General features: G+C 39.4%; 10 protein-coding genes. 4 read left to right on the forward strand and 6 right to left on the reverse strand.

Annotation, left to right across the window (positions count from 1 at the left end; translation table 11 throughout):
* Positions 1–52: 52 nt before the first annotated feature.
* Entirely contained in the window at positions 53–748 is a 696-nt protein-coding gene (locus P3L47_RS05780; protein WP_277782993.1) for a porin family protein, read from the reverse strand.
* Positions 749–1,248: 500 nt separating this feature from the next.
* Between P3L47_RS05780 and P3L47_RS05785 the strand changes: the two genes are divergently transcribed.
* Positions 1,249–2,352: an acyltransferase family protein gene (locus P3L47_RS05785; RefSeq protein ID WP_277782994.1), complete on the forward strand. Its 1,104-nt coding sequence runs from the start codon at positions 1,249–1,251 to the stop codon at positions 2,350–2,352.
* Positions 2,352–4,832 carry a T9SS type A sorting domain-containing protein gene (locus tag P3L47_RS05790; protein WP_277782995.1) on the forward strand — a complete coding sequence of 827 codons (2,481 nt, stop codon included), beginning with the start codon at positions 2,352–2,354 and terminating at the stop codon, positions 4,830–4,832. Before P3L47_RS05785 ends, P3L47_RS05790 begins: the two co-directional genes overlap by 1 nt.
* A gap of 3 nt (positions 4,833–4,835) precedes the next feature.
* On the opposite strand, the gene P3L47_RS05795 is transcribed toward P3L47_RS05790, so the two are convergent.
* From P3L47_RS05795 to P3L47_RS05805, 3 genes are all read right to left on the reverse strand, one after another.
* Complete coding sequence (locus P3L47_RS05795; RefSeq protein ID WP_122362047.1) at positions 4,836–5,615, reverse strand: radical SAM protein; 780 nt, start codon at positions 5,613–5,615, stop codon at positions 4,836–4,838.
* A 171-nt stretch (positions 5,616–5,786) separates the two neighbouring features.
* Positions 5,787–7,850, reverse strand: coding sequence for a helix-hairpin-helix domain-containing protein (locus tag P3L47_RS05800; protein WP_277782996.1), 2,064 nt, complete (start codon positions 7,848–7,850; stop codon positions 5,787–5,789).
* A gap of 13 nt (positions 7,851–7,863) precedes the next feature.
* Complete coding sequence (locus tag P3L47_RS05805; RefSeq protein WP_277782997.1) at positions 7,864–8,673, reverse strand: hypothetical protein; 810 nt, start codon at positions 8,671–8,673, stop codon at positions 7,864–7,866.
* Positions 8,674–8,892: 219 nt separating this feature from the next.
* Here P3L47_RS05805 and P3L47_RS05810 point away from each other — a divergent pair, with 219 nt between their 5' ends.
* On the forward strand, positions 8,893–9,498 hold the full coding sequence (locus P3L47_RS05810; RefSeq protein ID WP_122362044.1) for a DUF4294 domain-containing protein: 606 nt from the start codon (positions 8,893–8,895) through the stop codon (positions 9,496–9,498).
* On the opposite strand, the gene P3L47_RS05815 is transcribed toward P3L47_RS05810, so the two are convergent.
* A complete protein-coding gene (locus P3L47_RS05815; RefSeq protein WP_277782998.1) occupies positions 9,490–10,020 on the reverse strand; it encodes an RNA methyltransferase in 531 nt (176 codons plus the stop codon). The genes P3L47_RS05810 and P3L47_RS05815 overlap by 9 nt on opposite strands.
* Positions 10,021–11,219: 1,199 nt before the next feature.
* On the opposite strand from P3L47_RS05815, the gene nadA reads away from it, so the two are divergent.
* Positions 11,220–12,206, forward strand: coding sequence for a quinolinate synthase NadA (gene nadA / locus P3L47_RS05820; RefSeq protein ID WP_129730838.1), 987 nt, complete (start codon positions 11,220–11,222; stop codon positions 12,204–12,206).
* Between the two features lie 35 nt (positions 12,207–12,241).
* Here the strand turns inward: nadA and porZ are convergent, their stop codons facing one another.
* Positions 12,242–14,572, reverse strand: a complete 2,331-nt coding sequence (gene porZ / locus P3L47_RS05825; RefSeq protein ID WP_277782999.1) for a type IX secretion system anionic LPS delivery protein PorZ — start codon at positions 14,570–14,572, stop codon at positions 12,242–12,244.

Raw genomic sequence — 14,572 nt, forward strand, 5'->3', positions numbered from 1 at the left:
GAATATGAACGAATAAGACATGACAGACTGAACATTTCAGTCTCAGATATTTTTATAAACTAAACTTATAACCGATAGAAACGGTTGCTGTTCTGTTCTTCATTTTATGAGTATCTGTCTTGTAGCTTTCCGTATCGAAACCGGACCAGACCTTTTTCAATCCCAAATCATAGGCAAAAGAGACAACAAAACGGGATATTTCTCCGGACAATCCGAAACGAAGTCCGGAATCAAACCGATCAAAAGCATTTATCTTCGTGTCTGCCAACCACTCCATTCGAAAGTCTTTATAAGGATTCCAATTATCAGGATATCGCCCAGTTCCGTTTTCATTCGAAACAATTACATCTACCTCTGCACAACCACCTGCTCCACAGGCAAAATAAGCACCGACAACAGGTACTATATATACATTATTCATCACCGGAATGCGATAACCTAGCATTAGAGGAATTTCGACATACCCCAAATGAAAATCACCCTGTCTTAATGCACAGGAATAATTGTACTGATCCCACAACCCGGAAGCCCCTTTCCTGGAATAAAATAATCCCGATTGCAACACTGTCCCATTCTTAAACAAATAATCCACAGACAATCCCCCGCTCACATCCACATTATGCGAATTAGAAATAATAGCCAAAGAAGAAACATTCATTCCTACCTCAGCGCCCAAACGAAACTGGGCATTCAACTTCACTACACTCATACAAATGAGTATACTTAAAATACATAATTTGATTTTCATACTAGTGATTATTTAATTGTATCTACCTTAAAGACAGATTCTGACAAAATTCCCCTACTCAAAAATAATTATTTTGTCAGAATCTACTTGAAGATTCATTCCGGCAACTAGTAAAAAACGTAATTGTTAATATTAATAAGCAGAGTATATTTTTCATACAGCATAACGTTTAAGTACCGCAATATTAGTCAATAAAAAAGGAAGAACAAAAGAATACACGATATAAGTACGTCATCATCTGATTCAATCAAACCTATTTACACAAACTACCCGAAGTATTTAGAAATACCCTACGTACTAATTTTAATTACCTCGCCAGGTAATCAGCGGTTGATGGTTATCAACCGTATGGCTCACAATTATCGGCCACTAAAGAGTATCGTATAAATATAGGAAAATATAAGGTACATTCTACCTGATGTTCATGTTTTATTTTATAAATTATATAAGCCTATTGATTTTTACTTACATTTGTATCTTACAACCCAAAAATCTAAGTTATGGCACAATCAGGAAGGCTACTCTCATTGGATGTAATGAGAGGTATTACTATTGCAGGAATGATCATGGTAAACAATCCGGGAACCTGGGAGTATGTATATGCCCCACTTCGCCACGCATCATGGAACGGTTTGACACCGACCGATTTGGTATTTCCGTTCTTTATGTTCATTATGGGAGTTTCCATGTTCTTCTCCTTACGCAAATACAACTTCAAACTCTCCAAAGAAAGCGTTACAAAAATACTGAAACGGACCGTGCTTATCTTCCTGGTCGGATTCGGACTGAATATCTTCTCACATATCTGTTACAACGGATTCTCCCATTTCGAAAATCTACGCATCCTGGGAGTGATGCAACGCCTTGCACTGGCTTATGGTATCGGTTCACTGATCGGGCTTGCTATCAATCATAAATACATTCTGCAAACGGCAACCGGTATTCTGATCGTTTACTGGATGCTCCTCGCCTTTACCGGAAGCACGACGCTGTCGGAAGATAATATCATTGCCGTTGTCGATCGCTTCCTGTTCGGCAATACACATATGTATCACGATTACCTGGCAGACGGAACGCGTATCTCGTTCGATCCGGAAGGATTTTTAAGTTGCCTGGGAAGTATCGGGCACGTCCTCCTGGGATTCTATGCCGGTAAAATCATTCTGGACAGCAAAAAAAATAACGAACTCATCATCCGTAACCTATTCCTGTTCGGATCGATTATCCTATTCCTGGGATTCCTGCTCAGTTACGGTTGCCCGATCAATAAAAAACTATGGAGCAGCACATTCGTATTAACCACCTGCGGATTCGGATCGCTGTTTCTTGCCTTGCTGATCTGGATTATCGATATCAACGGAAAAAAGAAATGGTCGTTATTTTTTGAATCTTTCGGGATCAATCCGTTATACCTTTATGTACAGGGAGATGTCTTTGCCGTCGTACTCGATAAATGCGGAGTGACTTCTTATGTTTATTCGGATGTACTGACACCGTTGTTCGGTAACTTCGGAGGTTCATTGGCATGGGCAATCCTCTTTGTCATACTGAACTGGATACCGGGATATTGGTTATATAAAAAACGCATTTACATCAAACTATAATGAATCGGAACAAGCTATTCAGAGATTGCATTTATATATTTCTTTTTCTCTTCCTGCTGCATGCCGGTAAAGTGAAATCGCAGATAAGCGAAGGAGGAAAACCGGTCAGCTTCAACTATACAAACCGGTTGAAAAGCGAGCCGCCGATTGTCCGGATACCTGTAAATTTCAGTGTGGAAGATTTGATTGCTGTCGACGAATGGCGGGTAAGTCAGGGAGCTCCTCTGACAGTTTCCACTTTGATAGATACGAATTTAGATATGGACAATGCCGGACAATGGGTAACCTTGCCCGACGGCGGAAAAATATGGCAATTACGCCTGCAGGCAAAAGATGCTATTGCATTAATGTTATATTATGATGCGTTTTACATTCCGGAAGGTGGCAAACTGTTTATATACAATGCCGAAAAGACCCATTTGCTGGGAGCTTATACTTCACAGACCAATCCGAAAGGAGAAGCGTTTGCCACAGAATTTGTGGCAGGCGACGATATTACGCTTGAATACGAACCGGCTGCTTCCGGTGAAAAAGCCAGGATAACGATTAGCCAGGTGGGATACGGATATAATCATCTGACAGTATCCGGTAATTTGCGAAGCACAGGACCGGGAACTTCCAGTTCCTGTATGGTAAATATCAATTGTGAAGAAGGAGAGGAATGGCAGAATGAAAAGAACGGGGTCTGCCAAATGATTGAAAAGGTAGGTGATGCCGGACTTCTCTGTTCCGGTTCGCTGATAAACAATACGGCTAAGGATATGAAACCTTATATCTTATCCGCTTACCATTGCACGAAAGATTATGACAACGATCAAATAGCATCGGAAGAAGACTTCAAACAATGGGTGTTTTATTTTCATTTTGAACAGACCGGATGCGAGACTTCTTCCCCCGTTGCCGGGTATAAAACGATGTCCGGTTGCAGCCGCATCGTCAGTATTCCGATAGAAGGTGGTTCCGACGGATTATTATTATTGCTGAACGATAAAATCCCGAAAAGCTATAACGTTTATTTTAACGGGTGGAACAGGAGTGAGGTCGCTCCCTCATCGGGAGTTAATATCCATCATCCTTCAGGCGATTACATGAAAATATCCACATACGGAGACCGTCCGGTAAGGACAACGACCTGGATAGACAATACGTTCACGACCGGAGCTGCCAACGGGCACTGGAATGTGATCTTCGACAAAACCTCCAATGGACATGGTGTCACGGAAGGCGGTTCCTCCGGTTCACCTCTTTTCAACGAGAATAAACAGATAGTCGGAACATTGAGCGGAGGCAATTCTACCTGTCGCCTGACAAATGGTAATAACTTGTACGGCAAGTTTTCTTATCACTGGAACCAATACAGCAAAGCCGATACCGGCCGTATGGATATCTGGCTGGATCCGTTGAATACCGGTACCACCGAGCTCCCCGGCTTGTCACAAACCGGAGAGGAGGGAAGTTTGATTACTTACAAATCGCCGACAGACGTTACCGCTGAAGTCTCTTCTTCCAACCATGTCCTGATACAATGGAATGCTCCTTTATATACAAAAACGATCGGATGGGGAACACAAAATGCCTATGCACATTTGGGATATCAGGGTACTCCTTTCTATTTCGGCCAGCGTTGGGAGCCTGAGGAGCTGATCAATATCCACAATAAGCTCCTGACGAATGTGAAATTCATTCCTGCTGTTAATGTAAATTATGCTATATATATCAAACAAGGAGAGCGTACTTATCAACAGGAGATTGGTTCTGTGACGGCTAACAGGTCGAATACGATTGAATTAAAAACTCCGTACGAAATCAATGCAGGTCAGGATCTGATCATTTCCATCTATGCAAGGAAATATAGCAGAAGCAACGGACCGGCTTACGTAGACAACGGACCGGCTGTTCATGGAAAAGGTAATCTGATATCGTTCGACGGAAATCAGTGGGAGTATTTGAAAGATGAAGAAAATGATAATAATTTTATCATATCTGCTACCGTCACTTCAAAGGATGGCAAATTAGCGGATCTCCGTTCTGCTTCAACAGAACCCATTGCAGCTTTCCCAGTCATTACAGGATATAACATTTATAAAAATCAGAAAAAACTCGTTACCGTTCCAACTTCTACACGCCAGTTTACAGACAGGGATGTTACTGCAGGCACACATAGTTATAGTGTTTCAACGCTTTATGATTTAAAAGAGAGTAATGCGACCAAGGCTGTATCAGAAGTAACAGTAAGTTCTGAAAACATATCGGTAGAAGAGGATATCAATGTTTATCCAACCCTATTCAAACACCGGATACAGGTAAAGAACCATCGGAGAATAAAAAGTATAGAGATTTATTCAGCCGATGGAAAAATGGTCCGGAAAATAAACGATCCGATAGAATGGATAGACGCTGAAACAATGCCGAAAGGAGTTTATTTCTTTAAACTGACTACCGACAAAGCTGTTAAAACGGTTCGAGGTATCAAGCAATAGGTTTCAATAAGAAACCGTCACATCAAACCCTTCTTTCCGTGCCCGGTCGGCTATTGCATCCAATGCTTCTTTGGAAACCTTCTGAAGACCTTTCAAAGGCGTTTCACGGTCGATGGTATAGATCATGACCTGTTTCGGCTTTATTTTCTTCAATGCTTCGAGCCAGCCGCTGATTTCTGCTTCCGTTGTGTTATCGACCGATTCACCATTCAGTTCACCCCGCAGAAACATGGTTTGGATAATCAGGTTTCCTTTGAAACGACATAACTGTTCCAGTAGTTTATCGAATGTAAAAGAAGGAGAATTCGGAACATTCAGTTGCCGGATCCGGCTATCGAGCACGGAATCGAGTTTCATTATATTATCCTCGATCTTATTCAATGCCCGGAACACACCCTCTTTATGGAGCATTGTCGAATTAGATAGGACAGCGATCTTGGCATTCGGGAAGAAACGGTTGCGGGTAGCGATCGTATCTTCAATGATACCTTCAAACTCCGGATGCATGGTCGGTTCACCGTTACCGGCAAAAGTGATTACATCAGGAGCAATACCTTCCTGTTGCATAGCCGATAACTTTTCTTCCAAGGCCTTTTTTACTTCTTCACGGACCGGTAGTTTGGTATGTGTACGACGTTCACCATTCAGACCGCATTCGCAATAAATACAGTCGAAAGAACAAAGTTTACCATCCACAGGAAGCAGGTTCATACCCAAAGAAACACCCAGACGCCGACTGTGTATCGGACCGAATACTATTTTATCAAAAAGAATTGTTGACATAGCTATATCTATTTTATCTGTTCGGTTTAATCCTAAAGAATATTGTTACAAAGCTACAAAAGCTCTTATAATAGCCCTATTTATTTCGACAGCTTTAGGACTATTTAGCACACTTAAAAGCATGACAGCCTATCACTATAATCTTGAGGTCGCAAACTATGACCTCAAGATTTAAAACTTATACCGCAAAAGTACATATATATCCGTTTTATTATGCCCTTCTATCTCTTCCTGCTCCGTACCGATTATATTCCGGTCAGCATAATAGGTATGTCCCAGTTTGGCGGAAAGGGATAATTTGTCCAGTATATTCCATCGGAAGGAAAGGGACAGGCGGATTCCTTTTCCGTAAAAAGAAGGCATACTGAATGCATAAAGGATATTTTTCTCGTACGAACTGATACGGCTGGAATAATCGTCCGTATGAAAATAAGCAATATAAATATCCGACTGAAAGGGAAAAGAAGATGGTTTCCAACCTGCTCCCTGAGATATCATCCAACCGAGGCTGTGATTTCCTTTTTGTTCATCATTATAAACACCGTCAGCTGCCGTTTTCAACATCCATGCCGATCCGATCCCATACAGTAGCTGTAGTCTGAGACGTTGCTGGGAGTAAGGCAGGATACTTACTGTCGACTCATTATCCACAGTTTGGTTCTTCTCTTTTTTCCTGTACTTGTAACGTATATATCCAGCCAAATTCTTTCCCTGATTATAATCCAGCCGAACCATATATTCCTGCCCCAAAGAAGGAGAATCGACACCATATTTCAACCAGGGGAAACGAAACAGATCGGCATACATGGATAGTTTGAAACGGGCAAAAGGTGTCCATTGCATACCGGCATAAACACCTTGTTCATTCTGTGCAGAAGAGTTCTGACCGAACGCATTTCCGAAAAATGCCTGATACCGCTTGTCATAATAACGGTGCAATAATAACAAAGACAGATAGGAAACAGGCGTTAACTGAAAAGCATTCAATGTGGCAATTGCTTTGTTGGAAGATATCGCCGTTTCGCCGTAAAACTTCACTTTCTTAGTTTTCAACATATAATCAACGCTCATGTTCATATTATTACTTCCACTGAAATAGAACAAGTTATAAGGTTTCGGGTCAGGCTGTATCCTGTATTTCCCGAAAGAGTAGGAGAGCGCTGTAATCCCGACCGAAAGATTGGAAGTCGCATAGTGCACATTTCCTCCAAACGTCTGCATAGGAATCGTATGTTTCTTTTCCCAATCACGTTCCAGCCGATGTAAACCATCTGTTTTAAATGAGCTTACTTCCCGGTTATTAACACCGGCATCCAACTTTCTGTAAGAATAGAACATACTGATATTGAACTGTTTCAGAGCAATGGTCGATGCTATTCCACGAAAATAATCCTGTTCGTTTGTTGAAAAGTGGCGACGAAAACCGTTCGTTCGCCTTTCCGCCTGTGCTACTATTGCACTGCGTCCCGGTGTAAAGTCATTACTGATAACCAAGCCCTGCCCAAAAGATACTTTATAATCGCCTATTGCCAGACTTTTCAACCATTTATTCATATCCCTGAAAAAGAGATGTACCGAATAGAAATCATATCCTTTATGATAAGCGTTCCAGAAAGGTTCACCGGCATCTTTCTCTGCTACAAGTCCCAATTGCAACCTGTCGTCGAAAGTATATGAATAACGCAATGAATGGTAGAACGGTTCGCCCCGATATTTCCGGTTAGGATATTGTTCCAGGATACTATCCGGATATGAACGATATCCCTTTTTCTGTTGAAAACATCGATCATATCTGATTTGCAATTCATTAGAATTATACTTCAACAGGTTCTTAACAGTAAATGGACGTTTATCAACCGATATATCCCCGATATAAACAAATGGAAGTAGTAGGGAAATCGTCTCAAAATCCATTCCTTCCATATTCTTTAATTCATAAAGAGTAACCAGTTTTCCATATTTTACACGGTAAGTCAACAGGCTGTTTATTTGTTGATCGGAGAGGAAAGGCAGACGTTTCAGCTCGTTTTCAGTGACGGTATTCAATTCAAAAGGATGTTCCGCCAGGTAAGAAAGGTCAGAATACAGATTTTCGATCCGAGCCTCATCTTCCGTTTGTAAAGCCATTTCTTCCATATATTCCATCCACTTATCAACAGAATATATAGTCTGACTACTAAGGTTATAACTGCTTATTAACAGGTATATCAACAGGGTTGTCAACAATCTTTTCATAGTTACAATTTTATTAGAAACAATACTTTAAACCAATACCTGTACTTATTCCCAACACCGGATGATAATGGACAGCTACATCGACTACAAAACCGGATAACCGGTATCCGACTCCCAAAGTAGGTAGGAGAGGAGTTGTCCTTATTCCCGTGCGTACATAAAAATGATCGATCAATTGATACTCTATCCCGATACGTCCCGACACAGCAGTCTGTTTATCCGTTTCCGCATTTCCTACTATCAACAGGTTGTTAATTACTTCCCATTGAAAACCTATTTGCAATGAATAATAGATAATAGATTCTATATCAGCATTCTTTTTTAGAATTTCGACAGAGGGAAAATCCTGTATCAACATTCCGATCAACAGCTTTTCAACCGGAGTAAACAGGATACCGACATCGACGGACAAGTACTGAGGACTTTCCTCCATCAGTTTTGTCTGCAGAAGTATATACTGCAAACTGATACCGATACTCCATCTTTCACCAAGTGGTTTACCCAGGAACAACCGGAACATACTTTCACGATACTGGTCATAACCGAAAGAAGAGATATCAACACCGGCAGAAAGGAAGTCATTCGGATAGCTGAACGCCACATTCACAGTTCCCAGTTCTTTTAACCCATAATAATTAAAGTAATTGATATCAACCGATTTAGAATTTTCCCGACTAACCAGAGCCGGATTGAACAAGGAAGAATTCGTTACGCCACACATTCCCATTCCCATGCAACGGATATCCGGCAAACGGAGGTTATCAACAGCAGACAAACAGGGAGAAATCCCCAGCAGGAAGCAGACAAAAAAGAATTGTTTCATAGATAAGAATATTTGGTTGTTAATTAAAATGCTATTCTGATGCAAAAAAGATATACACTATTCACAGCTATCGGTTTTGTACTTATCAGAATCGAAGCAAATATAATGATTCTTATTGAGTTCACAACTTATTAACAACTAAATTATCATTTTAGCCTGATTAGTCAAATTCTGTAAAAGCGGCACAGGCTATTGGGAAATCACCTACTTTTGTAAACTATGACAAAGAAGAGATGGTATAAAATCCTCATTTTATTTCTCTTCTGTGCAATTGGAAGCCAGGCACAGAAGCTGAGAATAAATACACTTCCCGAAGGTGTGCAGCGGGCATACGTCGACGGGAAAGATACCATTCCTGTCGTTAACTTGCAGGAAGTCTTTGTCTTTCCGCAAATGCGTTTTAAAAATAAACGTGAACAGGAGAAATATAATAAACTAGTACGGGATGTCAAACGCACACTACCTTACGCCAAGATGGTGTATGAAACCTTGATCGAAACCTATGAATATATGGAAACGCTTCCCGATGACAAAGCCCGGCAAGCTCATTTGAAACGGATGGAAAAAGACCTGTTCAAAGAATATAAACCAGAGTTGAAAAAGCTGACTTTCTCGCAGGGCAAACTACTTATCAAACTGATCGACAGAGAATGTAATCAATCCAGTTATAATCTGCTGAAAGCTTACCTGGGAGGTTTCAGGGCAGGCTTCTGGAATTTGTTTGCCGGTATGTTCGGAGCCAGCCTGAAATCGGAATACGACCCGAAAGGGAAAGATGCCATGACGGAACGGGTCGTTATCCTGGTTGAAAGAGGATTACTCTGACAACTGTTTAAAGAAATCCCAGATAATAATACCGGTTGTTACCGACACGTTCAATGAATGTTTGGTTCCGTATTGGGGGATTTCAATACACATATCACAGTTATCAACAATGGATTGTTGAACACCTTTCACTTCGTTTCCCATGATTACGGCATACTTTTTATCCTTGTCTAACAGCAGTTTATCCAACATTATACTACCTACTGTCTGTTCAACAGCACAAACGATATACCCTTGTTGCTTCAGTTTATCAACAGCTTCCTGTGTATCTTTAAAATATTCCCAATCTACAGTTTCTTCAGCCCCCAAAGCTGTCTTATGGATCTCCGCATGGGGAGGACAAGCCGTGATGCCACATAAATAAATAGCTTCTACCCGAAACGCATCGGACGTACGAAAAACAGAACCTACGTTGTTCAGACTCCTAACATGGTCAAGCACAACTATTAAAGGTATCTTCTTACTCTCTTTAAAAGCCTCCGGGGTGAGGCGGTTCATTTCTGTTATTTTCAGTTTACGCATAGCTCTTTTCTTTGTCTGCAAAATTAGCTAATTAATGTGGATATGCCGTTGAAAAGGTATTGATAAGTAGTGAACACAAAATGAAAAAAAGTTCTTGCTTTATTCAAATACTTACCTATACTCCTCCCCATTTCAAACACGCAACATTTATAACCCATTATTTATTACGAGCTATTAACAGCAGTTATACACGTATCAACACCCATCAACAGGAACAAACTTTTTCACACAATCAGTTATCAACATAAAACTAATAAAGTCTATAAACAAAAGGAAAACAGAAGTAAAGCTATATTTTATACTGTTAGTATCGTCTTGATAAGCGGTTCATATACTTTAATAACTCCTCAAACAAATATTGTAACGAAAATGTATTAACTGTTTCAACAGGATATCATATACATCATATTTTATTTTTAAATTAAAGATTAATATTAATATAATATATAATTGTGGATAACTAATAAGAGGGGATTACGGAAGGATACGGTTACAAAGGATTATCTTTGCAATAACGTTTCACCTGTCACAGCTTTCACCTACTTGAATATAATTCCTTTATGGTGACACGTCTTTACAAAGGTTCCATAAGCACCGGGCGGTAAACCGATAGGCACTGCTTTTAGGTTCGGTAAGCACCGGCTGAAAAAGACAGGTCTTTTGTTTTTAAATGTCCTGTCTTTTAAAGACAAAAGTCCTGTCTTAACATTTGAAAAGACCTGTCTTTTAAATGTGAAACGTCTGCCGTCACAACAACTGTCTGTGTGCCAATGTGCTGCACGGCTGTGACAGGTGAAACGTATGTGTATGAATCTCGTGTGGATATCCTGTGAACAGGTGGTTGGTAAGTGCTGATAAAAAACGCTTGCTTTTCTCGATTGAGATATCGGATAGGAGAATTATTATGACGGCCAATAAATAGGGAAGTTTCTTTCCCCTTTCTTTTAAAGATTGTTTTGCACTGCTTTAGATGGCTGAAATAAATAAAGTTTTTACCTTTGCACATTATCAACATAGAGTTGATAAGTATATTAAAATAAAGATTATCAGCTATAAAAGTAGATGATAACTTTGTTGATATATTATTTATATCCTCATAAGGAGGAAAGGACGATTAAAATATGAACCATTTTAACAGGATATTATATACATCCTATTTATCTTTAGAATTAAATTAAGAATAATATAATAGATATACTATGTTGACAAATCAATCGATCGGATATATGGATGCACCGGTACCCAAAGACATAGATCTGAAGGAAGCCATTGATAAACTCCGTAAGGAAAAGAATGCTGTTATCCTTGCGCATTATTATCAGACCGGCGATATACAGGATATAGCAGATTTCGTGGGAGACAGTCTGGCGTTGGCTCAATGGGCTGCTAAAACAACAGCGGATATTATTGTTCTCTGTGGTGTTCATTTTATGGGTGAAACGGCTAAGATCCTATGTCCGGATAAGAAAGTATTGGTTCCTGATCTGAATGCCGGTTGTTCACTGGCCGATAGTTGCCCGGCTCCTGAGTTTGCCGAATTTGTAAAACAACATCCGGATCATGTGGTTATTTCTTATGTCAATACAACAGCTGCGGTAAAAGCGGTGACAGATGTAGTGGTGACTTCTACCAATGCCCGTCAGATCGTTGAAAGTTTTCCGGAAGGAACAAAAATGATCTTCGGTCCGGACCGGAACCTGGGTAATTACATAAACAGTATTACCGGACGTAATATGTTACTCTGGAATGGTGCCTGTCACGTACATGAACAATTTTCACTGGAAAAGATACTGGAATTGAAGAAACAGTATCCGGATGCGGAAGTGATCACTCACCCGGAGTGTAAACAACCCGTTATACAGGTATCAGACTTCGTTGGTTCGACTGCCGCTCTTTTGAAACACACTATCAAGTCAGACAAGAAACAGTTCATTGTAGCGACGGAAAGCGGCGTTATTCACGAAATGCGGAAAAAGAGCCCGGAGAAAGAGTTTATTCCGGCTCCTCCCAACGACAGTACATGTGCTTGCAACGAATGTAATTTCATGCGGCTGAATACGATGGAAAAGTTGTATAACTGTTTGAAATTTGAAATGCCGGAGATATTTGTCGACGAGGAAGTACAGAAGAAGGCTATTAAACCGATTCGTAAGATGTTGGAAATATCTGAAAAGTTAGGTTTATAAAAATAAAAGAGGCTGCGATTACAGCCTCTTTTATTTTATTTCACTACCATGATTTTGGTTACAACACTTTCTTTGGCTTCCGGGGTAGCAGATAATACCAGATAGATTCCGGTTGCTACACGTCCTCCGCCTCTCTTGCGGCAATCCCAGGTGAATGTCCCGCCGGCGGATTTTCCCTGATAAACGATATTGCCTTTCATATCCGTTATTTTGACATTTGAATCGGCCATAAGTCCGACGATGGTTACACGATCGTTGTGTTCGGGACGGACGGGATTAGGATAGGCGTATATGTCCGAATAGTCTTCACTTCCTTCGGTAGCATCTCCCATATAAGATACCAGTCCTTTCTCCGTACCTATGAATACTTCTCCGGTGATCTGGTTAATCGCTAATGAATTAATCTGATTAGACGGAAGAGGGGAGTTGGCTGTTGTAAAGTTTGCTATTGTTTCCATACCATCCTCACTGACCAGGAATACACCGGAATTGTTTGTCGCAATCCATTTGCGGTTACCACCATCGACAGCGATAGCATTGATTTGCTCTCCGTCCAACAGATAGTATGGTTCTCCGTCTTCGTTTGTCCGGATGATACGGGTACATCTTAGGTTATTAATATCCCGATAGTTTGTACAGATGATAGGTCCTCTGTTTGTGCCGATCCATACTTGTCCGTTTTTGTCCTCAGTTACACAGAAATAACCGCTAACATCTATATTGCCGTTTGAATCGACAAATATATCATAGTAACGATATTCGTCATCACTAGTATCATCAATGGTGCCTTTGTCATCGAAAACTAAAATGCCTCGTATCGAACCGTAAGGACTATTGATCCATTTGTATCCGTTTGATGTAATGGTTACCTTATCGACCATAGATACGTTTTTATAATTATCGAATTGGAAACTTTTCCAGCTTCCATCTGCTTTTAGTACTTTTAGTACGGATTCAACTTCACAATTGGTCATCCATAAATTTCCTTCTTTATCAAAAGTTACATCGCCTACACGTACATAATCATAGGGATTAATATCTTTTTTTACATAATCCAGTAAACTATTTGTATGGTTATATAATTGTATAGGTTCTTTATTTTTCAGTTCGACTATACCTTCTCCGTAAGATGAAATAAAATAACGATCAGGATCTTTAGGGTCGATAGCAATTCCTGTATAATCCCAGAAATACCTGAATTGATTTTCTTTATTTGCATTTTTGTTTTGGTTTATAGTATTTTCATCGAAGTTGAACCATTTATTGTCTTCATATTCCATAAATGTGCCGGGTCTATTCCAACGATCTGCCCAACGTCCTCCTCCAATAACAAGTAATTTATTATTATAGGTCGTCATATAATAGTTGAAATTCCGTTTGGGATATTCAGTATCGTTATTGGTATTTTCTAAAGTTATTTCGTATTTATTATTTTTCTTCTGTATGCCTTTTATTCCGTTTATACCTGCAGCTATCCAATAAGCATTGGGATCTTTTAGTGAAGAAACATTATTAATGATTCCTACGTTAACAACGTCTTTATCAGTTAGAGATGAGTAAATATATAATTCAGAATCAGTATAAGACATTAACTTATTGTTCTGAAGAACCATACTCTTTAATTTATTGTTTTTCAATAAATTTCTTATTGTTCCGTCTGTACTTTGATAATAAATACCTTTTTCATTATTGTCGACAAACAGGCAAAGATTCTGCTGGAAAAAACATATTTGAGTGATATTATCCGTATCAAATTCAGATGAAGATAACGGATAAGTTTCCCATTCGTTATAATCTAGTAAATTACTATCCAATGAAGCATATAGTAAACCGGTAGAAGTTGCAGCATAAATATATTCGTTATCCATGGTAACGGAATATACTTTTTTATTTAGTTTGTAGGTGTCTTTAATTTCTTTTTTATCCATATTCAGAACGATAATGCCAAAGTCGGTAGATAAATAGGCAAACTCTTTATATAGATAAATATTATTAATAGTCTTATTCGTTATATTGGAATTGTCTAGCAGATAAGACAAATTATAAATACCATTTTCTCCTAATAAGTCAATATTTCCGTTACTATAAGTGATAAGTAATGTATTGACTTCCGGATTAAAGCTTATATAGCTTATATCACTGTCACTTAATCCGGTTTGCCTGGAATAATGAGTGATACTTTTATCTTCTTTATTATAACTGTAAAGAGAACCGTCGGCTACGGCATACACATGATTATTAGCTTCGGCTATCTGGCTTGTCGTATAATAAGCCAGATAACTACTCCATTCCCCTACGCTTTTCTGTGCAGTCGTGTAGGATATTGCCATGCATAAAAACAGAAGAGTATATAGTATTCTTTTCAT

Source organism: Parabacteroides chongii (assembly GCF_029581355.1).
In the GTDB taxonomy this organism is placed as follows: Bacteria; Bacteroidota; Bacteroidia; order Bacteroidales; family Tannerellaceae; genus Parabacteroides; species Parabacteroides chongii.